The following is a 23857-nucleotide window of genomic DNA, read 5'->3' on the forward strand; positions in this document are numbered from 1 at the left end:
AGTTTAACATTATTAACTATAAATACACAGATTACTTACGCATTTGTAATTATCGTGATGACGGATAGGATAAAAAAAAGGAGGGATATGGCTTTACCCATTCCCTCCATCATTTTCGGATTTTATACTCTGTTATTCGTCATCGTCTTTCTGCTCTGCCTCATGCTCGGCAATCAGCTTGGATTGAACATCATTGGGCACGAGTTCGTAGCTGGCGAACTTGGTGGTAAACGAGGCACGTCCGCCAGTAAGGCTACTCAGAGAAATAGAGTAGTTGGCGAGCTCCTTCAATGGAATCTTGGCCTGAAGTTTCTGGTAACCAGCCTCTGAGTCCATACCCATGATGAGGGCACGACGTCCCTGCAGGTCGCTCATCACATCGCCCATATAGTCTGACGGTACATAAACCTCGAGGTCATAGATAGGCTCCAGAATCTTAGGACCGGCATTCTTGAACGCATCAGAGAAAGCGTGGCGGGCAGCCAGGGTGAATGAGATTTCATTGGAGTCAACCGGGTGCATCTTGCCATCATAAACGATTACGCGTACATCGCGGGCGTAGCTACCAGTAAGAGGTCCGCGCTCCATGCAGTCCATAATACCCTTGAGGATAGCGGGCATGAAACGAGTATCGATGGCACCGCCGACAACCGAGTTGAGGAATACGAGCTTGCCGCCCCACTCCAAATCAACTTCCTGACGGCTCTTGATGTTCATCTTGAACTCCTGACCACCAAAGTTGAACACGGTAGGATCGGGCATACCCTCGGCATAAGGCTCGACAATGAGGTGAACCTCACCAAACTGTCCGGCACCACCACTCTGCTTCTTGTGACGATACTCGGCCTTGGCTTTCTTGGTGATGGTCTCACGGTAAGGCACGCGGGGCTCATCGAAGACTACACTCAGCTTCTCGTTATTTTCCAGGCGCCACTTCAGCGTACGCAGATGGAACTCTCCCTGGCCGTGAACGATGGTCTGGCGCAGCTCCTTGCTCTGTTCTACCACCCATGTGGGGTCTTCCTGACGCATCTTGAGCAGGGCGACCATGAGTTTCTCCATATCCTGGGCATTGGTAGTACGGATAGCACGCGAATACTTGGAATTGGGATACTTGATGAAGTCGAAACGCCACTCACAGTCCTTGCCGTTGAGCGTGTTGCCAGTCTTGACATCCTTGAGCTTCACGGTACAGCCAATGTCGCCAGCCTCGAGACGGTCTACAGCGATACGGTTGGCACCGGCGCAGGCATAGATGGTACCCAGACGCTCCTTGGAACCACGGTCGGCATTGGTAAGGTCGTCACCAGGCTTAACCGAACCACTCATAACCTTGAAGTAAGATACTTCACCGATATGGGGTTCCATACCAGTCTTGAAGAAATACAGACTCTCTGGTCCAGCGGCGTTGGCCTCAACCTCTTCACCACGGGTATTGTGCATCTTAGGCATCTCGCTTACGAAGGGAACTACATTGCCCAAGAATTCCATCAGTCGGCGAACGCCCATGTCCTTGCCTGCACATACGCAGAATACAGGGAAGATAGAGCGGGTTACCAGACCCTTGCGGATACCTTCACGCAGCTCGTCCTCGGTGAGGGTTTCCTCTTCGAAGAACTTCTCCATCAGAGACTCGTCGTTCTCGGCAGCAGCCTCGACCAGAGCCTTGTGCAGCTCCAGAGCCTTGTCCATCTCCTCGGCAGGAATGTCCTCGATGATGGGTGCACCACCCTCGGGCTTCCAGCTGTACTTCTTCATCAGGAGCACGTCGATAAGCGCATTGAAACCAGGACCGGTAGACAAGGGGTACTGTATCTGTACGCACTTGCTGCCATAGATTTCATGCATGCTGTTGATGATATTGTCGAAGTCACACTTGTCTGAATCCAACTGGTTGACAAGGAAGATAACGGGCTTCTTGAGTTTCTCGGTATAACGGAAGTTATTCTGTGTACCCACCTCAGGACCATACTGGCCATTGATGAGAATCACGGCCTGATCAGTAACGTTGAGGGCAGTAATGGCGCCACCCACAAAGTCGTCGGAACCGGGGCAGTCGATAATATTCAGTTTCTTGTTGTTCCACTCTACATGGAATACTGTGGGGAATACAGAGTAGCCATACTCCTGCTCTACGGGGAAGTAGTCGCTCACCGTATTCTTGGCTTCCACTGTACCACGACGTTTGATGATTCCAGCTTCAAAAAGCATACTCTCGGCAAGCGTGGTCTTGCCGCTACCCGCACTGCCAAGCAGCGCGATGTTCTTGATTTCATTTGTTTGATATACTCTCATATCAAAAAGATTTAAGTTGTTAGTAATGTTCTTAGTCATGGCATGTGTTGCGATACACTTGCCCTTATCGATGCTAAAGTTATATATTTTAGGAGAAACACCAAAAGAAAACGGCAAAAATCTTCATTTTTTTTCAACTTATTAGTAATTTTGCGCCAATTATGGCTGGTTTATACATTCACATACCTTTCTGTGCATCGCGTTGTGCCTACTGTGGCTTTTACAGTACCACACGGGCTGATATGCAAGATAGTTATATCGACGCCGTGTGCCACGAACTTGACATGCGCCAAGCCTCTGCCGACAGCATCGATACCATCTATCTGGGGGGAGGTACGCCCAGCATGCTCTCTGCCGGCAATCTCGACAGACTCATCTCCTATATATATAATAGGTATAGGGTGAGCGACGCCGCCGAAATCACCATCGAATGTAATCCCGACGACGTGTGTCGCACAGGTTTCCGCCTGCCGCCACAAGTAAACCGTGTAAGTATGGGAGCCCAGACTTTCAGCGACAGCAGGCTCCGTCTAATTCGCCGACGCCACACTGCCGATGAGGTGATACGGGCTGTAGAGACACTGCATCGGCTGAACATCGGCAATATCAGCGTAGACCTCATGTTCGGTTTTCCCGACGAGACTCTGGCCGACTGGGAGAGCGACATAGACCATGCTCTCGCTCTCGGCGCCCAACACCTGTCGGCCTACTCCTTGATGTATGAAGAGGGTACCCTGCTCTACCGGTATCTGGAACAAGGGAAGATAAAAGAAATAAGCGACGAACTGTCGCTCGACATGTACAACGTGCTTATCGACCGGCTTACCGCTGCCGGATATGAACACTATGAGATAAGCAACTTTGCCCTACCGGGCTTCCGAAGCCGCCACAACAGCAGCTACTGGCACGACACGCCCTACATAGGCGTAGGTGCAGCCGCGCACTCGTATGACGGAAATACAAGGAGTTGGAATACAGCCAGTCTGGACGACTACATCAGCTCGATAGAAGATGGCATTCGCCCCTGCGAATACGAGACGATAGATGCCGAGACCCACTACAACGACCTTATCACCACTGCTCTACGCACGCGAGAGGGGCTGCAGCTCGAGCACCTTTCGCCCGAAGACCGGCAGTTTGCCCTCGACGCCGCCAGACCACACATCGGCCGCGGCCTGCTGGCTGTCGACGACGACCGGCTCCACCTCACCCGCAGCGGCATCTACCTCTCCGACAGCATCATGAGCGACCTGATGCGGATATAGCCATCCTTACAGTTCTATCTTTCCGTCGCGGCGATACTGCTCGTAGTAGTATTGCTTGATTTCCTTGTCTATTTCGGCCACGCTGCGTTTGCCCGTGACATAGGGACGCACCATCTGGCACACCACCACGCACACCACGCAGATGACGAGCAAGATAAGGAAGTTAACCAGGCTGCTCGCCACAAACTTGTAATCCATCAGACACACCACCACGCCCACGGGCACTATCCAGAGCAGCCAGTCGCCCAGAGTGTTCATCCCCAAGCTATGGGTTCGCTCTTCCTGCCAGCGCTTGGGGGCTCGCGCAATGAGTTGTTTGCTATGAGCGGTCCAGAAGTCTTCAAATTCTTTTTCCATAATCTATCTTTTTGCAACGCTACTCTGACAGTGCAAGCCTCAGCCCCGTAGTATGGCGCGAATCGGGCACTGCCGAGCCTCGGGCACATATATAGCACCCTATCTGCGCACCATTCCAGTAATTGCCACGCACCACGCGGAAATCGCCCGTAGCCGGTCCTTTGGGGTCAACGGCCAGACTGGCGGTATAGTCGCCCATAAAGTCGCTGCACCACTCAGACACATTGCCTGCCATGTCATACAGCCCCAGTTCGTTGGGTTCCAGGCCTCCCACATCGTGGGTGGTCATGTCGCTATTGCCCTTGTACCAGGCCACGTTATTCAGGTTGTCACTACCGCTGAACACATAGCCACGCGACCTGTTACCACCGCGTGCGGCATACTCCCACTCGGCCTCGGTGGGCAGACGGAAACTGTAGCCGGTAAGTGTTCTGAGGCGCGACAGAAACAGCTGGCAGTCATCCCAACTCACATGCTCCACAGGTCTGTTGTCGCCCTTAAACCGCGAAGGGTTACTGCCCATGACGGCACGCCACAGCGCCTGAGTCACCTCATACTTACTGATAAAGAAAGAGCTTACCGTAACTCTATGAGCCGGCGAGGCCCACCCTACTGCATCCTGCATACCCTTGGTAAGTCCCATTGTATAGGTGCCGCCCTCTACGCGTACCATATCATGTACAGCCTGATCCAGCAGTTGCTTACGCGACGGCCCACTCTTTCGGGTCTGCACCGTACGCTTCTGTGTCTTAGACTTTGAGGGTGTGGTATGCGTAACATTCGGAGCAGGCGTGGTCTTAGGGCGTATAATGCCCTGTGCCCCCATTTCTATCGATACGGCCAGTGCCAGTATCGCCATCATGCTTCTTACTGTTTTCATCCTATATGTATTAAAAGACGAGGACAAAAGTACAAAAAAAAATGATGAAGCAGTCTATTATTCGGGAATAATTGCACAATGCTTCTCATAACCGCCAACATAATAGTAAAAAAAACAATACACTCACATAACGATAATGGGAATGCGCTATGGGGCAGACGCACGAGCCCAAAGACGGTGAGAAACAGATACAGTGCATTCTCGCTGGTTGTTACCATGGTTGGATTCAAGCTCATGTACTATGTCGATTTTATCGCTTTCATGGAAGACCCCGAGAAAACATGGAATGATATTCTTGCAAAAAGAGACGCAAAAAGCGCCGCCACCACCTAATCTTTTCGATTAAGGGGGCTTATTGTTGGAAAAAGAAAGCCCGAAGTCAAATTTACTGGGCTTCGGGCGAGATTTTATGCTATTTTGATTTTTACCGGACAGCAATATTTTCCATAATCATCTGTTTTAATCGTTTCTTCATCAGGTGCAGGCCTGCGGCTACACCCTCTGCTCGGTATTATTGAACTGGAGCATACGTTGGGGCACGCTGCGGCGCACGGCGTCGGCAATGAGATTGAGCACCGAGTGGCGCACAAAGGCACGCGTGGTAAGCAGCACCACCTCGCGCACAGGTATGGGCAGAGCAAAGGGGCGCACCAGTTCGTGCTGAGCCGGAGAGAGCTGTTCGAGAGCCAGCTCGGGAATGAAGGTGACACCCTGGCCGCCCTCCACCATGCGCATGAAGGTCTCGATACTACCGAGCGAATAGGTCTTCTTGCTGCTGTCGGCCGACTTGAGTTGGCAGAACTTGACCAGCTGGTCGCGGAAGCAGTGACCCTCTTCGAGCAGCCATAGGAACTCGTTGTTCAGGTCGCTGGTCTTGATGGCCTTGTGGGAGAAGAGGGCATCGCCACGCGACACGTAGGCCAGAAACTGCTCATAGAAGAGCGGTGTCTGCACATAGTGGTCCATATCGTCGAGGCTCACCAGGATGGCGGCGTCGAGCTCGCCCCGGTTGAGGGCACGCTTGATGTCGGCAGTCTTCATCTCCATCACGCGGATATCGGCCTCGGGGTGCTCGCGCTGCAGACGGGTGAAGAACCGAGGCAGCAGATATGGGGCTATGGTGGGCAGGATACCCAGACTGAAAGTGCCTGCCAGCGACTGGCGCTCTTCGTTCACGATGTCGTGGATGCGGTTGGCTCTCACCAGCACCTTCCATGCCTGCTCTACCACCTTGCGGCCTATCTCGGTGGGTATCACCTGCTGCGACGAGCGCTCAAATATCTTCACGCCCAATTCGGTTTCCAACTTCTGTATCATGGCGCTCAGCGTGGGCTGGGTGACCCCACAATGCTCGGCGGCACGGGCGAAATGGCGAAGCCGATATACCGCCACAATATATTCCATCTGTTGTAATGTCATGGCCTATTTACGCGTTAAAATTATCATTTGTATGGGCAAAGTTAATAAAATAATCAACGGCAGAGCACACTATTATAGATTTTTTCTATGGGCAGATAGAAAAAAACGTTTGGAGGCTGTCGGATATATGGTTAACTTTGCATCCAGAATAACAAACAAAACAGAAATGATTATGAAAGAACTTAAAGGAACCAAAACAGAGAAGAACCTCATGGAGGCTTTCGCAGGTGAGTCTATGGCTCGCAACAAATATACCTATTTCGCATCACGCGCCAAGAAGGACGGCTTCGAGCAGATAGCTGCCATCTTCGAAGAGACTGCCGCCAATGAGAAAGAGCACGCCAAGTTGTGGTTCAAGTACCTTGAAGGTGGCGCCGTAAAGGATACCAGAAGCAATCTGAAGGCTGCCGCCGAGGGCGAAAACTACGAGTGGACCGACATGTACGACCGCATGGCACAGGAGGCCGAGGAAGAGGGCTTCACAGAGATTGCTGCCAAGATGCGCGGCGTGGCTGCCATCGAGAAGCTCCATGAAGAGCGCTACCGCAAGTTGCTGAAGAACATCGAGGATGCCCTCGTATTCTCACGCGAAGGCGACGCCATCTGGGTATGCCGCAACTGTGGCCACGTGGTAGTGGGCAAGCAGGCTCCCCAGGTATGCCCCGTGTGCAACCATCCGCAGAGCTACTTCGAGCTCAAGGCCGAGAATTATTAAGCAATGGCCCTCTGCCGCAAGGCGAGGCCAAGAAGATAACTGCCCAGGACTGTCGAGGAATTTTCCCCACAGTCCTGGGCTTTGTCGTCACTACAACCATCATTCCCGCCACCACACTCCCCCATCCCACCACACGGAAGAAGGTGGTGATAATGGCTTTGGGAAGTTTTTCGGGGTTGGATTTTATTGTTTCGTGGTTTGCTTTTATGATTGCGCGCCACGATTTCTGCATTTCATGCTTTGAGATAAACTTAGGGGTGGTGGCGGAGATGTTGTGGATATGAAAAAAGCCACTCACGGCATGGGTGAGTGGCTTGATGGGGTGAAACTAAAACAGGGATTATTTGGGATTAACTATCTCGTTGACTGCGTCGCCTATGCAGGCGTTGGGCATCTGGATATGCAGCATCTCGCACACGGTGGGGGCGATATCGACGATGCGGGTAGGTGTGGAGGTCTGTCCGTGGGGTACCTTCCATCCCATAAATACCATGGGGATGTGTGAGTCGTAGGGGTTCCACACGCCGTGGCTGGTGCCGCGGTATTCGGGGGTAACCACGCCATCGACATGATGGGGCTTGGGCACCACAAAGAGGTCGCCGCTGCGCTCGGGGTTCCATCCGTTGACGATGCGCTCGCGGATGAGCTGAGGCAGACTGGTGTTGACGGCATTGGCATAGTCGACTACCATGTGTACCTTGGGGTTGCGAGCCAGGAAGTCGGCAGCCTCTTTCTTCACGGCGTCGAGCTGGAGCCCGGCCTTGGCGATGGCAGCGTGGTCGAGGTAGATGCGGTTGGCATTGGCCATGAGCGCCACGGTCTCGATGCCATACTTGGTGCGGAAGGCCTCGTTGAGCGACTTGATTTCGTTCCATGCAGCATAGCCGTCGGCGGGTATCTTGTGCTCCTTCATCACATTGGCGTTGTGCATGCCACCGTGGTCGGCGGAGAGGAAGAAGAGGTAGTTGCCCTTGCCCACCTTCTGGTCGAGATAGGCGAGGAAGTCTGCCAACTCGGCATCGGTACGCATATAGGCAGCCTTATTCTCGGCGCCACGGGTGCCATAGGCATGGCCGATGATGTCGGTCGAAGAGATGCTGATGGCGAGCATGTCGGTGACATCGTCCTGACCCAGCTGCTCATTGTCGAGCACGGCTTTGGCCATCTGGAAAGTCTTGGTGACACCCTCGGGGCTGCACTTGATGTCGGTACCAGGCTTCACGCGCACGGTCTTATTGAAGCGGTTGACCCACTCGGGCAGCTTGTCCATATAATAGGAGCTGGAGATGAAGTGTCCTGCCGAGGTGTCCCACCAGTAGGCGGCGTCGGCAGCATGGCCTGCGGGCAGGATGGCTGCGCGGTCCTTGAGCGCAACGCCAAAGACCTTGGCCTTGTAGTCGGTGGCTATCTTGAGCATATCGCCGATGCCTGTAGCAAGGAGGTTGCGAGGCGACATCTTGCCCTCTCTGCTCGACGAGCCCACGCTATGCACGGTGGAGTCGGACACGCAGTACATCTTCTTGCCGGCAATCATAAAATCGTTGCCGGCGATGCCGTTGAGGCCTGGCACTGAGCCGGTATAGATACATGAATGGCCGATGGCGGTAACGGTGGGCACATAGTTGATCATGGTGTTCTCGCAGCTGAAACCTTCGCGCAGCAGGCGCTTGAAGCCGCCTTCGCCAAACTGGTCATTATAATAATAGAGGTAATCCCATCTCATCTGGTCGACCACGAAGCCTACCACGAGCTTGGGCCGCTCTACCTGGGCGAAAGTCGCGGTGCAGGCAAAGACCATCATCAAGAAAGAAATCAATCTTTTCATTGTAACTTGTTTTATTGTTTGTTAATTGTTTGTAGAGAAAAAGTCCGGCCACATGCCGAAATCGGATACAAAGGTAAGGATAATCAACATATCAGGGCATAGAAATTTGACAAAAAAGGCCCGGTTTCTTTCAAAACCAGGCCTTTTCCACCTAAATTATTATAATTGTAACACCAATGGTGTTTTACCTTTCTTCGCAAGGGGCTTACTTGCCCATGTCGAGGTTGTGACCCAAACTGATGGCCTTAACCAAAGCGACTGCGATAATCATTACAAATCCTAATGTCAACATAATCTTTTTACCTTTCTTTTTTAAGTTGTTAATGTTATCCTTTTGTTATCGAGTGCAAAGTTACGCTGTTTGCGCACACAGTCCAAACAATTCGCACTAAAATGGTATGAAATCCCACTTTTGTTGACCTCGGTCAAAATAAAAATCGAGGACTTGCGTTATATCAATAAAAGGCAATTAATAACTACATAACAACAACTATGATGACGGAAGGATATATCGTAAAGCGCTTCGGCCAACCCGTAAAGCGTTATGTTCAGATTTTGGAGCTCAAGGACGACCCTGAGTCGCTGGCAAGCTATCGTAAAGCTCATTCGCGCGAGGACTTCTGGCCCGAAATCAAGCAGGGAATACAGGAAGTAGGCATCCTGGAGATGGAACTATATATTATAGGTACGCGCGAGGTGATGATCGTAGAGACTCCCCTCGACTTCGACTGGGACAAGGCTATGGCCAGACTCGCACAGCTGCCTCGCCAGCAGGAGTGGGAAAACTTTGTCGGCCGTTTCCAAAAGTGCAAGGAGGGCGATACCTCTGACGAGAAGTGGCAGATGATGGAGCGTTTCTTCTATCTGTACGAAGACTGATGACTGGCAACGGTCGTAGAAACGGCTGCAGACTTAGCGGCATAATGGTTGGAAAAAGTGGGGATAATGATGACAATCCTTACTTTTTTCAACCTTTTCATAAATTTCATTACAATTTGTGCTGTTTTTAAGTAAAAATGTGTAACTTTGCCCAAAAGATTGAGAGAAATTGTATCAAGGTTAACATTTTTACTTAAAACATTAACAGAATGAAAGCTACGGATGTTGTGGAAAATCTTAAGAGAAGATTTCCAAATGAGCCTGAGTATATCCAGGCTGTCAGCCAGGTTTTGGCTACCATTGAGGATGAATACAACAAGCACCCCGAATTTGACAGGGCCAACCTCATCGAGCGCCTTTGTGTTCCGGATCGCATCATCCAGTTCCGCGTAAACTGGGTCGACGACAAAGGCAATGTGCAGACCAACATGGGTTACCGCGTCCAGCACAACAACGCCATCGGCCCCTACAAAGGCGGCATTCGTTTCCACTCATCGGTAAACCAGTCTATTCTCAAGTTTCTTGCTTTTGAGCAGACTTTCAAGAACTCGCTCACTACCCTGCCTATGGGCGGCGGCAAAGGCGGCAGCGACTTCTCGCCCCGCGGCAAGAGCAATGCCGAGGTGATGAGGTTCTGCCAGGCTTTCATGCTCGAACTCTACCGCCACATCGGTCCCGATGAAGACGTTCCGGCAGGTGACATCGGCGTGGGTGGCCGCGAGGTGGGCTATATGTTTGGTATGTACAAGAAGCTCACCCATCAGTTCTGTGGCATCCTCACAGGAAAGGGTCAGGAGTTTGGCGGTTCGCGCATCCGTCCCGAAGCCACGGGCTACGGCAACATCTACTTCCTCGAGAACATGCTGAAGACGCGCAACATAGAGCTCGCCGGCAAGACGGTGCTCGTATCGGGTTCGGGCAACGTGGCACAATATACTATGGAGAAACTGCTCGAGCTCGGCGCCAAGCCCGTCACCTGTTCTGACTCAGACGGATATATCTACGACCCCGACGGAATAGACCGCGAGAAGCTCGACTACATCATGGAACTCAAGAATATAGAGCGTGGCCGCATACGCGAATATGCCGAGAAGTACGGCGTGAAATACGTGGAGGGCGCCAAGCCTTGGTTTGAGAAGGCCGACATCGCCACACCCTGTGCCACCCAGAACGAAATCAACGAAGAGGCTGCGCAGGCACTGGTGGCCAACGGCGTGATAGCCGTAACCGAGGGCGCCAACATGCCCACCACTCCCGAGGCCATCAAGGTGTTCCAGGATGCCAAAATCCTCTACTGCCCCGGCAAGGCAAGCAATGCCGGCGGTGTGGCAGTATCGGGACTGGAGATGACGCAGAACTCGGAGCGTCTGCGCTGGTCGCGCGAGGAGGTGGATGCCAAGCTGCGCGAAATCATGAACGACATCCACGCCAACTGTGTGAAATATGGTACACAGGCCGATGGCTACATCAACTACGTGAAGGGTGCCAACATAGCCGGCTTCCTCAAGGTTGCACGAGCCATGATGGCACAGGGCATAGTCTAAAACAAGATGCGCACCACCTCGTCCATGGGCAGACGCTGCTCTTTGGGCACCGCAAAGTAAAGGTGGCTGTCGCGATAGATAAACGATAACTTCTGGCCAGTGCGCAAGACGGTGACACTGGCAGGCTTACGGGCAGTAATCAGGTTGACCTGGTTGCTGCCCTTTGGCATTACATGGGCATAGAGCGTATCGCTGCCGCGCGAGGTGAGCTTGACATTGCAGAGCTCGGGCCCGGGCGTGATGCCGGTGCCGAAGATTGACTCGCGACCATACGTCATCCACTGCGACAGACTGTCCATCTTGGCATAGAACTCCCGCGGCATATCGCCGTCGGGCCGGGGACCCACATTGACCAGGAAGTTGCCACCAAGGGAACGCGCCTGGGCCAAGCGGTTGAAGAACCAGGCCATAGGGCGGAACTTCTCCTTGCGGTCGTAGCCCCAGCCGCCGCCATAGGTCCACAGGTCCTGCACCTCCCACCAGGGCGAAGGGATATAGGTAGGCTCGCCGCACTCAAAGGGCGTGGTGAGGTCGCCTATGCGCACGCTGGTTCCGTCGGGGTTGTCGGGGTCTACCAGGTTGGCCCATCTGTCGTTGATGACGATACCGGGCTGCATGGTTCTAATCCAACTGTATATCTTCTCGGTGTTGTTCTCAGTGATGCCACGCCACTCCATACCGTCGAGCCACAGCAGATCTATCTTGCCATAGTGCGTCAGCAGTTCTTCCAGCTGGCGCATCACATATCCCACAAACCTTACATACTTCGCGCGATTGGCTACACTGTCGGTTATGGCTGGCACCTTGCTTCGGGTTCTGACATTAAACTCACATGGCGCCATTGCCTCAGGATAATGCCAGTCGCGGGGCGAAAAGTAAAGGCCCACCTTGAGTCCGGCGGCACGACACGCATCGACATACTCGCGCACGAGGTCGCGGCCGGGCAAGTCGTGGCGCACGCCTATACCATACTTGGATGGCCAGAGAGCATAACCGTCGTGGTGACGGGTGGTAAGCACGGCATAGGTGAACCCGGCGTCATGGGCTGCCGTGAGGAAACTGTCGGGAAGAATGGTGGGCTTGAACTTGCGGGCAAGCCGGTAATAACGCTTGGGACTGTGATAACGCTTGCCGCCATAGCGGTAGTGCTTTATCATGTTCCAGGACGGCTGGATGCCGTCGACACTGTGTATGCCCCAGTGCATAAACAGGCCGAGCGCCGCGCCGGGATACCACTGGGCGTCAGGATGGCGCGTGGGCATCACCACGTCGTCGGGCACCGGAGCGGCAATGAGCTTCTCGGCCCGCTGCACGTCGGCAGCGTCTATCTTGTAATCATCGGGGTTGATGCGGGGCTGCGCATGGAGCATCGACGCCGCCGCACAGATAGTCAGCAAAGTATTGATTTTTCGCATTAGGCTTGGGTATTGTTAAGTATTATAGCTGCAAATTTACACATTATTGCAAATACTCTACCTGTAATATTTGCTATTTCGCTTGTGGCACATGACACAATGACAACAACTGCGACCACCCCTAAAAAAAGAAATGCAGCCTTGCGTGCGGACATAAAAAAAGGACTGAGAAAACCTCAGTCCTTGGTAGTGATTCCGGCGGGATTCAAACCCACAACCTTCTGATCCGTAGTCAGATGCTCTATTCAGTTGAGCTACGGAACCATTCCGTTCTTTGCTTCTTAAGTAGTAGGCTAACCTTGTTCCTTAATTGCGAGTGCAAAGGTACAGAGTTTTTCCTATACCGCCAAACATTTCCTCAATTATTTTTCAAAAAACTGCATTTTTCCTGTTTTCGGCCATATTTTACCCCATATTTGGCGATAATGACTGCCCGGGCCATGTCTGCCGGGCGCAACCTGGCCTCGCCACATAGGAACTGCACCCAGAGACCGGAAACGACAATCTGCGCCCTGGTGACCACGGCGAACCTAAAAAAAAGAGCCGTATCCACTACAGATACGACTCTCTAAAAAGAAATTTAGATAATTCGATTACTTAATCAGGTCAACCGAACGCTTGAGGAAGTCATTCAGACGCTGTCCCTTCAGCATGCCGTTCTGGAGCAATGCCAAGTCGATGAGCTGATGTACCACCTCATTGCCAGCAGCGTATTCGCTCAGAATCTGGGTCTTCTTGGCGCGCTGGTCGTTGATGGCCTTCTGCGTATTGGCCTTGTCGTCCTTCTCCTCCTGACTGATTTCCTCGTCTTTCTTGCCACTCTGGCTCTGATTGATGGCAGCCAGACGAGCTTCCTGACCACGCAATTCGGCCTCAACCGGCTTCAGAGCATCTGCGGTAGCCTTGTCGGTCTCGTCAAGTACACGCTTGATGAGCGGATGGTCGCTGTTGAGTACTACCATATACGAATCAGGCATCTGCATATAGAAACTCATGCCAGGCTGATACTTGCTGGTCTCCTTCATACGACGCATATATTCATTCTGGGTGACGAGTACAGGCTGTCCATTCTCGCCCATAGGCTGGACCTCGACCATGAACTCGGCCTTGTCTATCTTGGGCATCTGGGTCTTGAAGACCTCTGACAGCTTGGCGCTCTCATCCTCGCCCAACTCGTTCTTCTTCTCGTCGTCCTTGGTGATAAGACGGTCGGCGATGTCGGCATCGACACGTGTGAAGCGGCTCTTTTCAAACTTCTGCTCCAACATGGAGATGGCAGGAGTATCGAGTTCACCATCCATCAACAGCACGCTGTAACCCTTGGCCTTGGCTGCCTCGATATATGAATACTGCTCGGTGGCATCGTTGGCGTAGAGATATACCAGATTGCCATCCTTGTCGGTCTGGTTGTCCTTGATGAGGGTCTTGTATTCCTCGAAGGTGAAGTACTTGCCGTCGGTGTCCTTCATCAGGGCAAAGTCCTTGGCGCGGTCATAGAAATCTTCCTGCGACAGCATGCCGTAGTTGATGAAGAGCTTCAAGTCGTCCCATTTCTCCTCAAAAGCCTTGCGGTCGGCCTTGAAGAGCGACTGCAGACGGTCTGCCACCTTCTTGGTGATGTAGGTAGAGATCTTCTTCACGTTGGCATCACTCTGTAGATAGCTTCGGCTTACGTTGAGGGGGATGTCGGGAGAGTCAATCACACCATGCAGGAGAGTGAGGAAGTCGGGCACGATGCCTTCGACCTGATCGGTCACAAACACCTGGTTGCAGTAGAGCTGTATCTTGTTGCGCTGGAGTTCTATATTGCTCTTGATGCGTGGGAAATAGAGAATACCCGTAAGATGGAAGGGATAATCTACATTCAGATGAATCCAGAAGAGGGGCTCATCGTGCATGGGATAGAGCGTGCGATAGAACTTCTTGTAGTCCTCGTCCTTCAACTGACTTGGGGTAGCGGTCCAGAGAGGCTCCACGTCGTTGATGATATTGTCCTCGGCAGTCTCCACCTGCTTGCCGTCCTTCCACTCGGTCTTCTTGCCAAAGGCTACGGGCACAGCCAGAAACTTGCAGTACTTGTTGAGCAGCGACTCGATGCGGGCCTTCTCCAGGAATTCCTTGCAGTCGTCGTCGATGTAGAGGATGATGTCAGAACCACGGTCTTCCTTCTCTGTTTCTTCCAGTGTATATGAAGGGCTGCCGTCGCAAGACCATTTCACGGCCTTGGCGTCATCCTTGTAGCTGCGGGTAACAATCTCTACCTTCTTGCTTACCATGAAAGCAGAGTAGAAACCCAAACCGAAATGACCGATGATGGCATTGGCCTTGTCCTTGTACTTCTCCATGAAGTCGTTGACGCCAGAGAAGGCTATCTGATTGATATAGCGGTCAACCTCGTCGGCAGTCATACCGATACCGCGGTCGCTGATGGTGAGCGTACCCTTGTCCTTATCCAGGTTTACATGCACGGTGAGGTCACCCATCTCGCCCTTGAAATCACCCTGGGCAGCCAGGGTCTTCAGCTTCTGGGTAGCGTCTACCGCATTGGAAACCATTTCACGAAGGAAGATCTCGTGATCAGAATAGAGGAACTTCTTGATGACAGGGAATATGTTCTCTGTCGTTACTCCGATATTACCTTTTTGCATAGTTATATGTATTTTATAAAGTTTCGTTCACTTTAATCATCTGCAAAAAACGTGCCACAGCCATCTGGATGCTCCATAAAATCATATTGCCGTGTTGCGCTTGCTCCTTATATATATAATAAGGTATAGGGATGCAGGAAAAGTGATGACTGCTGATTGCCCTACCCTACCAGCTACGAGTGATATGACTCAAAACACGCGCAACAATCGCCTTGATACCCACAAACCCAGCAATCATAAAGCCCAAATAGACAAAAATACGATGAAAACCATCACTTTTCCACTAATTTTCTTTCGTTTTCCAAAAAGATGTAGTACCTTTGCACCCGCTGTCACGTGATGGCAGCAATAAAATTCAAACCTAATCATAATTTTACATTAAAAATGGCAACAAAGATCAGATTACAGCGCGGCGGTCGTAAAGGCTATGCTTTCTACAGCATCATTATCGCTGACGCAAGAGCACCACGTGATGGTAGATTTACTGAGAAGATTGGTACTTACAATCCTAACACCAATCCTGCAACTGTAGATTTGAATTTCGAGCGTGCACTCTACTGGGTAGAGGTTGGCGCACAGCCCACCGATACAGCTCGCAACATCCTCAAGGGCGAGGGCGTTTACCTGATGAAGCACCTCAAAGGTGGCGTAAAGAAGGGCGCATTCGACGAAGCTGCTATGCAGCAGAAGTTTGAGGCCTGGAAGCAGGGCAAGGACCAGAAGACCATTACTACTCGTGAGAACGTAGCAAAGGGTAAGAAGGAAGCTGCTGCCAAGGAGCTCGAGCAGGAGAAGAAGATTAACGAGGCTATCGCCAAGAAAGTAGCTGACAAGAAGGCTGCTGAGGCTGCTGCCAAGGCTGAGGCCGAGGCTGCTGCTCAGGCAGAAGCTACCGAAGAGGCTCCCGCTGAGGCTTAATTCTTCACCGGAAAAGAAATTGATATAGGCTGATTTCCGCAAGGAAGTCAGCCTATTATCGTTTGTATGCATCACAATGACGCTACCCCATCCTATCTCCATGATAAAAGTGATAGCTTTGCCGAGTTCCCGTACCATCGTAATGGATTGCCGAGTTGTGGCAACCAACAAATGAAAATTGCTTCTATACAATGACAAGGCATCACCGTATAGAAGCAATATATGGGGACGAGTCTATCCCGTAGAGTTATTACATCACGCCGTCTTCACGGAGCTTGAGCTGCCAGTTCCATGCACTGCGCATGACGTCATCAAGAGGAGTATCGGCCTTCCAACCCAGCACCTCATTGGCGTGGGTACAGTCGCCCCAAATCTTCTCGATATCGCCTTCACGACGAGGACCATACTTCCAGTTAAGCTTCACGCCGGTGGCACGCTCAAAAGCCTCGACAATCTCGAGGGTAGAATTGCCCTTGCCTGTACCGATATTGAAATACTCGATAGGCTCGGTTTCCTTGTCAAGCACGCGCGCCATAGCAGCCACATGAGCCTTGGCCAGATCCACTACATAGATATAGTCGCGGATACAGGTACCGTCGGGAGTGTTATAGTCGTTGCCGAAGATGGTGAGCTGCTCGCGCACACCGATAGCGGTCTGAGTGACAAAGGGGATGAGGTTGTTGGGCACACCATTGGGCAGCTCGCCGATGAGAGCCGATGGGTGGGCACCGATAGGATTGAAGTAGCGCAGCACGATACTCTTGATGGGAGCGCCACTGTTGATATCGTCGAGGATAATCTGCTCGTTCACCTCCTTGGTATTGCCATAAGGCGAAGTAGCCTTCTGGTGAGGAGCCTGCTCGGTAACAGGCAGATTCTCGGGCTTGGGCTGACCGTATACGGTGCATGAAGAAGAGAAGATGATGCCCTTGACATTATACTTAGGCATGAGTTCCAGCAGGTTAACCAGCGAGATGATATTGTTGTGATAATAGAGCAAAGGCTTCTGCACACTCTCACCCACAGCCTTGGAAGCGGCGAAATGGATGATACCCTCGATGTCAGGGTATTTCTCAAACACCTTCTCTGTAGCCTCCTTGTCACGGAGGTCAACCTTCTCAAAGGCAGGACGGATACCTGTGATTTTCTCAATACCGTCGAGCACTTTCTCATTGGAGTTAGACAGATTGTCTACTACAACTACCTTGTAGCCTGCCTGCTGCAGTTCAACTGTGGTATGAGAGCCGATAAAGCCAGTACCACCTGTTACCAGAATTGTCTGTTTCATATTGTTTGATGTTATGATAAATAATCGTTATTCTACCGTTTATTCGAGCCCCAATGCGGCCTTCAGACCGCTATCCACGCCGCCGAAGCCCATAAATGCGAGACTCAGCAGGCCGGCTGCCACGAGCACGATGGCCATACCACGCATGCCCTTGGGTATCTGCACCAGAGCCATCTGCTCTCTCATTCCGGCAAAGACGGTGAGCGCCAGGGCAAAGCCCAATGCGGTAGAGAAAGCATAGGCGATGCTCTCCGCCAGCGTATAGTCTTTCTGAATGACGAGGATGGCCACACCCAGCACCGCACAGTTGGTCGTGATGAGTGGCAGGAAGATGCCCAACGCCTGATAGAGGGCGGGCGAAACCTTACGCAGGATGATTTCAACCATCTGTACCAGTGCCGCGATGACCAGAATGAAGGCCAGCGTCTGCAGATACTGCAACCCGAGCGGCACAAGCAGTCCATACTGGATAAGATAGGTCACGATGGTAGCCAGCGTGAGCACAAAGGCCACTGCCATACCCATGCCCAGAGCGGTGTCTATCTTCTTGGAGACACCCAGGAACGGACAGATGCCCAAGAACTGGGAGAGAATGATGTTGTTGACGAATATCGCCGAGATGAATATCAGGATATATTCCATAGTCTATGCCTTTTTGAAATGGTTGAACACTGCGACAAGATAACCCAAGGTGATGAATGCACCCGGAGGAAGCACAAAGAGCAGGATATTGGTAGTCTCGGGCAAGAGGGCACACCCGAAGAGCGACCCTGCGCCCAGAATTTCACGCACGGCACCGAGCAGAGTCAGTGCCAGGGCAAAGCCCAGACCGATACCCACACCGTCGGCGATGCTCGCCAGCGGAGTGTTCTTGCAGGCGAAGGCTTCAGCACGGCCCAATATCACACAGTTGACCACTATCAGCGGGATATAGATGCCCAGACTCTTGTTGACATCGGGCAGATAAGCCTCGATAAACATCTGGAGAATGGTGACGAAGGTAGCGATGACCACTACGAAGACAGGTATGCGCACCTTGTCGGGGGTGATGTTCTTGATGCAGGAGATGACAAAGTTGGTACATATCAGCACTGCCATCGTGGCCAGACCCATCATCAGTCCGTTGGTGGCACTTGTGGTGGTAGCCAGTGTGGGACACATGCCCAAGAGCAATACGAATGTGGCATTCTCCTTGATGATGCCGTTTTTGATTATATTGAGTAGATTCATCGTTGTCTATCCTTTCTTTATTTTGGTTGCGCCGGTGTGGGCGTCGGCAGACTGCTGCATATAGGCGGCATACGCCTGGTTTACGGCTTTCAGGAAGGCTCTCGAGGTGATGGTCGAGGCGGTGATGGCGTCTACCTCACCTCCGTCCTTGCTCACGGCGAGTGGCTTCACGGCCTTCTTGCCGATGATGTTTCCCTTGCCGTCTTTCTGAAACCACGTGGCAGCCTTGGCGCCAAGTCCTGGCGTCTCAGCGTGCTGCAATACGGTATAACCGGTGATGGTGCCGTCATCGGCAAAGCCCACCAGCACACGCAAGTCACCGCCAAATCCCATCGTCTGGCTCTCCACGGCAGCACCGCCGCCAGCCACACGATGCACTATCAGTTCCGTCGGTTTGCCGTTGACCGTCATACATACGGTGTCTGTCTTGCTCACCGTCACGTCGCTGTTTCCCATCACGGTGCGTATGCCCTCAGCCAGAGCCAGAGTCTTCTGCGCAGCCTTCGGACCCTCTGTGATGTGGTTGACCACTGCCAGCAGGCATCCTGTCACCAGTGCCACTCCCACCAGCACCACTATCATGTTGGTGAGTGTCGATTCCATCTTCTTCATCGGCTTACCTCCCCAAATCGTTTAGGTTTGACATAGAAGTTGATGAGGGGCGTAAAGGCATTCATGATGAGTATGGCAAACGACATACCCTCGGGATAGCTGCCCCAGTTGCGTATCACCACGGTGAGCACACCTATGCCCACGGCATAGATGACCTGTCCGCGATGGGTCATGGGCGAGGTGACGTAGTCGGTAGCCATAAAGATGGCACCCAGCATCAGTCCGCCACTCAGCACCACTGCCATAGGATGGGCGTAGACCGGATTGGCCGCATGCAACGCCCCGCTCAGCACGAAGACGGTGGCCAGAATGGTAACGGGGATATGCCAGGTAATGACGCGACGCCAGAGCATCCATATCAGTCCGGCTATCAGCGCCAGGGCACACACCTCGCCTATGGTGCCTGCTCCATAGCCATTGGCCACATTGCCCAGCAACATGTCGACCGTATCGGGCAAGCCCTGCAACACGCTTACGTCGCCAGTCTTGATGGCGGTCTTCATCAGGCTCAGCGGAGTGGCTCCAGTCACTGCATCGGTGTACGCCATCTGCTGTCCTGCCACTGGCCATGACGTCATGGCTGCCGGAAAGCTGACCAGGAGGAAACAGCGACCCACGATGGCTGGATTGAAAGGGTTGCAACCCAGTCCGCCAAAGGTCATCTTGCCGATGCCGATGGCTACCAGTGCGCCCACGATAATCATCCAGATGGGGAAATTGCTGGGCAGGTTCATGCCCAGCAGCAGACCCGTGATGCAGGCCGACCCGTCAAGCAGCGTGGTGGGGCGGCGCAGCATATAGCGTGTTATCGCCCACTCAAAGAAGACACAGGCCGCCACGCTTACCGAACAGACTACCACCGAGCCCAGCCCGAAGTAATAGAACGACACCAGCAGGGCCGGCACCAGCGCTATCAGCACATTATACATATTGCGCTCTACGCTGTCGCCGCCGTGGGCGTGGGGCGAAAGGGATATTATCAATTTACTCATTATCTTATTTCTTCTGATTACGTGATTTGATATTGGCCATCACCCTACCCTTGCCGATTACGATGTTGTCGAGGATAGGCCGGTGTGACGGACAGGTAAACTGGCAGCTGCCGCAGGCTATGCACGATACTATCTGCTCCTGCTCGGCACGGTCGTACATATCGTTGGCAGAGAGCGTAGCGAGCAGATAGGGCTCGAGACCCATAGGGCATACCTCGACACACTTGCCGCAACGGATGCAGGGCTGCACCTTGCCGCGATGGGCATCGCTGCCACTGAGCACGGTCACGGCATTGGTACCCTTGCATACGGGCACATCGAGTGAGGCTACAGCCTTACCCATCATGGGACCGCCGGCCAGCACCTTGTTGTCGCCCTCGGGCAGACCGCCGCAGAGGTCCACCAGTTGGGTAAAGGGGGTGCCCATGCGCACCAGATAGTTGGCCGACTTGCCCATAGCCAGACCCGACACCGTGGTATAGCGTTCGAAGAGAGGCTTGTGCTTCATCACTGCCTGATAGACGGCATAAGCCGTGGCCACGTTCTGCACGATGGCACCCACACTGACGGGGATGGCAGGCGGCGCCGGAACTTGTCTGTCGATGACGGCATCGACCAGCTGCTTCTCGCCACCCTGCGGGTACTTCATCTTCAGCGGCACAATCTTTATATCTTGCCTGTTGGCAGTCTTCTCTTGCAAGAGACGGATGGCGTCGGGCTTGTTTTCCTCGATACCGATATAGCCACGCTCTACGTGGGCAGCGCGCATCAGCAGGTCGAGACCCACCAGTATCTCGTCGGCATGCTCCAGCATGAGCCGATAGTCCGACGTGATGTAGGGTTCACACTCCACGCCGTTGAGTATCACGCACTCTGCCTTAGCAGTAGGCGGCGGACAGAGCTTGACATGACAGGGGAAGCCGGCACCACCCATACCCGTAATACCGCCCCACTTCACGCGGGCCACGATCTCTTCGGCAGTGAGTTCGGGGTGTTTGTCCAGGGTTTCGAGCGCCGCACTGCGGTCTATCGTTTCTTCCCACTCGTCGCCCTCTACCTTGATGATGATGGCGGGATGGCGGTAGCCCGTGGCGTCGACGACGCTGTCTATGCGGGTCACCGTACCCGATACCGATGAATAGATGGGTGCCGACACAAATCCGCCGGCCTCGGCGATGAGCGTACCCACCTTCACCTTGTCGCCCTTGGCTACCACAGCCTTAGCGGGTGCGCCGATATGCTGTGAGAGGGGGAATATGGCCTCTGTGGGCAGCGGCGCCTGGACGGTGGCCACGTCGGCAGTGATTTTGTGCTCTGCCGGGTGCACGCCACCTATCTTGAATGTATGCAGTTTCATGCTTCTGCCTCCTTCTTCTTTATGGGGAAATTGACTTTGACGATGGCACCGGTAGGACACTCAGCCACACACTTGGTACACATACGGCATTTGTTGTAGTCGATATACGACAGATTGTTCTCTACAGTGATGGCGCCAAAGGGACAGACCTTCTCGCACTTGCCACAGCCTATGCAGGCAGCCTGACACGACTTGCGGGCTATGGGTCCGCGGTCTTGGTTGACACAGCACACATAGACGCGACGCCCCTTGGGGCCCTTCTTGCGCAGTTCGATGACATGGCGAGGACAGGCCTTGGCACAACTGCCACAGCCGGTACACATCTGTTCGTCGACTTCGGGCAGTCCGGTAGCTGGATTGATGACGATGCCGCCAAACTGGCAGGCATCGGCACAGTCGCCACAGCCCAGACAGCCATAGCCACAACCGCTCTCGCCTGCTCCGGCAGCATTGACAGCCGCACAGGTGTGCAGACCTTCATAGACAGCCACCTTGCCACGCTTGTCGCAACTGCCGTTGCAGCGCACCACCGCCACCATAGGTTCGGCAGCCTGGGCAGCCATGCCCAACACATCGGCAATCTTGCCCATAGCCTCGTCGCCACCTACCGGACAGCGCAGTCCGTCCAGACTTCCCTTGTCGGCGCCTTTGACCAGCGCTTCTGCCAAGGCTGCACATCCGGCAAAGCCACAACCGCCACAGTTGGCACCAGGCAGACACTCCTGCACGTCCTTGACGCGAGGGTCTTCCTTGACGGCAAACCTGCGCGACACGATGTACACCACCACTGCTGCCAGAAAACCCCCCCCGCGGAGGGTCAGCACCGCCACTACAATATAGTTCATTTCATTCATAGTCTCTCAATAATGCTTATTTGGATACGTCTGCCCACAATATTACGGCAGAGGTATAGTAATATATAATAAGGTATAAGAACCAGCAGACTGTACAGCGCCGCCGCCATTTCGCTGGTTCCGGCCATGGCTCTACAGACGCCAAATACCGCCATCATCAAGAGCAGCGGCATTGCAAATCCCAATGCCAGAGCCACCTTGACCGATGACGAAGAGGTGACAACTCTCACCCTGTCGCCCACGCTGCAGGCTACCGATCTGTCTACGGGCACGCTGATGAGCGTCTCCCTGCACTCCGATGCGTTGCAGTGCCCCGACAGACCGCATCCGGCACAAGCCGACGACCGTACTACCCGTACGCTGACGCTTGTCGGGGTTATCTGTTCTACGATGCCTTCCTTACTGACGGCATTGACAGACTTAGGGGATGAACTTGCTGATGTTGTCAAACCAATCCTAAACACAAAGGCAATGGCGACATTGCCCATATATTAATAATGTGTGCAAAATTAACTATTTTTTCTGACTTAGCCACACACTTTGGCCATTAAATGAGCGTTAAACTTTGATTAAACGATGACCTTCCCACGCCTGTTCATTCCATTTTTGCATACAATGATAAAAAACTTAGGTTTTTTCTTTGTGTTTTATCCCACATCCATTATCTTTGCATATAGATAAACACCATGGAGCCGGCCTGCCGGTACCCTGGAAGACTAATAATACAAAGCCTACGGCATGAAAGCGACAGAACAAACGGTGCAACAGATAGAGCGCGCCATCCGAAAAACAGCACAGAAGTTTCCCACTGACAGCGAGAACTCGGTGATTACAGACATACACATCAAGGTATCGCCTGAGAGCGGCGAGATGGTCTCGTTCGACGACGATGACATGGAGCTCAACCGCTGCGTGGTAGAACAGTGGATAGACTGCAACGACGACGATTTCTACACCCATGTCACCACCCTGCTCACCAACACGCTGAAGCGCATGAGCGACACCATCGACCAGATGGGTATCATGAAGCCTTTCAGTTTTGTACTGGAAGACGACGACCGCAACACCGTAGCCGACCTGTATCTCGCCGACGACGATACCGTTATCATTGGCGATGACCTGATGAAGGACCTCGACTCAGACCTCGACTCCTTCTTCGACAATCTGATGAAGGAATAGACCGGAGCATTATCCACCCTTAAGATACCAGCCCCCACAGTGCCAGTCATGGCGTTGTGGGGGCTGTCGGTTGCAGACCGCCCATTGGCGACCGAAGGGAAAACCGCCTTGATGCGGTTTATCTGCGTTGCAGGGCGCGAAATGGCAAATGCGGGGCGCGAAACGAGTATGGCAAAGCACGATTT

The 23857-nt window shown here is 53.0% G+C and carries 22 protein-coding genes and 1 tRNA gene; 7 read left to right on the forward strand and 16 right to left on the reverse strand.

Annotated features, from left to right (window positions below; all coding sequences use genetic code 11):
- Positions 1-132: 132 nt before the first annotated feature.
- Positions 133-2295 (reverse strand): translation factor GTPase family protein, encoded by a 2163-nt coding sequence (locus CIK95_RS06090; RefSeq protein ID WP_094386011.1) that lies wholly within the window; start codon positions 2293-2295, stop codon positions 133-135.
- A gap of 161 nt (positions 2296-2456) precedes the next feature.
- Here CIK95_RS06090 and hemW point away from each other — a divergent pair, with 161 nt between their 5' ends.
- Entirely contained in the window at positions 2457-3560 is a 1104-nt protein-coding gene (hemW, locus tag CIK95_RS06095) for a radical SAM family heme chaperone HemW (RefSeq protein ID WP_094466543.1), read from the forward strand.
- A gap of 6 nt (positions 3561-3566) precedes the next feature.
- Here hemW and CIK95_RS06100 read toward each other — a convergent pair whose 3' ends face one another.
- Positions 3567-3917: a hypothetical protein gene (locus CIK95_RS06100; protein WP_094388513.1), complete on the reverse strand. Its 351-nt coding sequence runs from the start codon at positions 3915-3917 to the stop codon at positions 3567-3569.
- Between the two features lie 19 nt (positions 3918-3936).
- Positions 3937-4797: a formylglycine-generating enzyme family protein gene (locus CIK95_RS06105; protein WP_094388514.1), complete on the reverse strand. Its 861-nt coding sequence runs from the start codon at positions 4795-4797 to the stop codon at positions 3937-3939.
- Positions 4798-4974: 177 nt separating this feature from the next.
- Between CIK95_RS06105 and CIK95_RS13150 the strand changes: the two genes are divergently transcribed.
- The gene (locus tag CIK95_RS13150; protein ID WP_158215102.1) at positions 4975-5130 is read left to right on the forward strand and encodes a hypothetical protein; all 156 of its coding nucleotides are present in this window, start codon (positions 4975-4977) and stop codon (positions 5128-5130) included.
- 159 nt (positions 5131-5289) lie between these two features.
- Here the strand turns inward: CIK95_RS13150 and CIK95_RS06115 are convergent, their stop codons facing one another.
- A complete protein-coding gene (locus tag CIK95_RS06115) occupies positions 5290-6216 on the reverse strand; it encodes a hydrogen peroxide-inducible genes activator (RefSeq protein WP_022310737.1) in 927 nt (308 codons plus the stop codon).
- 172 nt (positions 6217-6388) lie between these two features.
- On the opposite strand from CIK95_RS06115, the gene rbr reads away from it, so the two are divergent.
- A complete protein-coding gene (gene rbr / locus CIK95_RS06120; protein ID WP_094386048.1) occupies positions 6389-6931 on the forward strand; it encodes a rubrerythrin in 543 nt (180 codons plus the stop codon).
- A gap of 340 nt (positions 6932-7271) precedes the next feature.
- On the opposite strand, the gene CIK95_RS06125 is transcribed toward rbr, so the two are convergent.
- A complete protein-coding gene (locus CIK95_RS06125) occupies positions 7272-8756 on the reverse strand; it encodes an alkaline phosphatase family protein (RefSeq protein WP_094388515.1) in 1485 nt (494 codons plus the stop codon).
- 492 nt (positions 8757-9248) lie between these two features.
- Here CIK95_RS06125 and CIK95_RS06130 point away from each other — a divergent pair, with 492 nt between their 5' ends.
- Together CIK95_RS06130 and CIK95_RS06135 are read left to right on the forward strand one after the other, a co-directional pair.
- Positions 9249-9635 carry an L-rhamnose mutarotase gene (locus CIK95_RS06130; RefSeq protein WP_094385998.1) on the forward strand — a complete coding sequence of 129 codons (387 nt, stop codon included), beginning with the start codon at positions 9249-9251 and terminating at the stop codon, positions 9633-9635.
- A gap of 209 nt (positions 9636-9844) precedes the next feature.
- Complete coding sequence (locus tag CIK95_RS06135) at positions 9845-11179, forward strand: NADP-specific glutamate dehydrogenase (RefSeq protein ID WP_094385996.1); 1335 nt, start codon at positions 9845-9847, stop codon at positions 11177-11179.
- Here the strand turns inward: CIK95_RS06135 and CIK95_RS06140 are convergent.
- The 3 genes from CIK95_RS06140 to htpG all read right to left on the reverse strand — a co-directional run bounded on the left by CIK95_RS06140 (position 11176) and on the right by htpG (position 15242).
- Entirely contained in the window at positions 11176-12576 is a 1401-nt protein-coding gene (locus CIK95_RS06140) for an alpha-L-fucosidase (RefSeq protein ID WP_158215103.1), read from the reverse strand. The genes CIK95_RS06135 and CIK95_RS06140 overlap by 4 nt on opposite strands.
- Positions 12577-12784: 208 nt before the next feature.
- Positions 12785-12858: transfer RNA gene (locus tag CIK95_RS06145), tRNA-Arg, on the reverse strand.
- A gap of 329 nt (positions 12859-13187) precedes the next feature.
- Positions 13188-15242, reverse strand: a complete 2055-nt coding sequence (gene htpG / locus CIK95_RS06155; protein WP_094466544.1) for a molecular chaperone HtpG — start codon at positions 15240-15242, stop codon at positions 13188-13190.
- A gap of 384 nt (positions 15243-15626) precedes the next feature.
- Here htpG and CIK95_RS06160 point away from each other — a divergent pair, with 384 nt between their 5' ends.
- Positions 15627-16160: a 30S ribosomal protein S16 gene (locus CIK95_RS06160; protein ID WP_094466545.1), complete on the forward strand. Its 534-nt coding sequence runs from the start codon at positions 15627-15629 to the stop codon at positions 16158-16160.
- Between the two features lie 250 nt (positions 16161-16410).
- On the opposite strand, the gene galE is transcribed toward CIK95_RS06160, so the two are convergent.
- From galE to CIK95_RS06200, 8 genes are read right to left on the reverse strand one after another with little or no spacing between them, the layout of a single operon-like run.
- Positions 16411-17448 carry a UDP-glucose 4-epimerase GalE gene (gene galE, locus CIK95_RS06165; RefSeq protein ID WP_094385988.1) on the reverse strand — a complete coding sequence of 346 codons (1038 nt, stop codon included), beginning with the start codon at positions 17446-17448 and terminating at the stop codon, positions 16411-16413.
- Positions 17449-17487: 39 nt separating this feature from the next.
- Positions 17488-18090 carry an electron transport complex subunit RsxA gene (rsxA, locus tag CIK95_RS06170; protein WP_022310747.1) on the reverse strand — a complete coding sequence of 201 codons (603 nt, stop codon included), beginning with the start codon at positions 18088-18090 and terminating at the stop codon, positions 17488-17490.
- Positions 18091-18093: 3 nt separating this feature from the next.
- The gene (rsxE, locus tag CIK95_RS06175) at positions 18094-18678 is read right to left on the reverse strand and encodes an electron transport complex subunit RsxE (protein ID WP_022310748.1); all 585 of its coding nucleotides are present in this window, start codon (positions 18676-18678) and stop codon (positions 18094-18096) included.
- Between the two features lie 6 nt (positions 18679-18684).
- Complete coding sequence (locus CIK95_RS06180) at positions 18685-19290, reverse strand: RnfABCDGE type electron transport complex subunit G (protein ID WP_022310749.1); 606 nt, start codon at positions 19288-19290, stop codon at positions 18685-18687.
- The gene (locus tag CIK95_RS06185) at positions 19287-20282 is read right to left on the reverse strand and encodes an RnfABCDGE type electron transport complex subunit D (RefSeq protein WP_094388520.1); all 996 of its coding nucleotides are present in this window, start codon (positions 20280-20282) and stop codon (positions 19287-19289) included. Before CIK95_RS06185 ends, CIK95_RS06180 begins: the two co-directional genes overlap by 4 nt.
- 4 nt (positions 20283-20286) lie before the next feature.
- Positions 20287-21639 (reverse strand): electron transport complex subunit RsxC, encoded by a 1353-nt coding sequence (gene rsxC, locus CIK95_RS06190; RefSeq protein WP_094466546.1) that lies wholly within the window; start codon positions 21637-21639, stop codon positions 20287-20289.
- A complete protein-coding gene (locus tag CIK95_RS06195; protein WP_094466594.1) occupies positions 21636-22484 on the reverse strand; it encodes an RnfABCDGE type electron transport complex subunit B in 849 nt (282 codons plus the stop codon). Before CIK95_RS06195 ends, rsxC begins: the two co-directional genes overlap by 4 nt.
- 5 nt (positions 22485-22489) lie before the next feature.
- The gene (locus CIK95_RS06200) at positions 22490-22942 is read right to left on the reverse strand and encodes a SoxR reducing system RseC family protein (protein WP_158215104.1); all 453 of its coding nucleotides are present in this window, start codon (positions 22940-22942) and stop codon (positions 22490-22492) included.
- Between the two features lie 289 nt (positions 22943-23231).
- On the opposite strand from CIK95_RS06200, the gene CIK95_RS06205 reads away from it, so the two are divergent.
- Positions 23232-23672 (forward strand): hypothetical protein, encoded by a 441-nt coding sequence (locus tag CIK95_RS06205; protein WP_022310755.1) that lies wholly within the window; start codon positions 23232-23234, stop codon positions 23670-23672.
- Positions 23673-23857: the final 185 nt, after the last annotated feature.

The sequence above is a fragment of the Prevotella sp. P5-108 genome (assembly GCF_002251385.1).
GTDB lineage: Bacteria > Bacteroidota > Bacteroidia > Bacteroidales > Bacteroidaceae > Prevotella.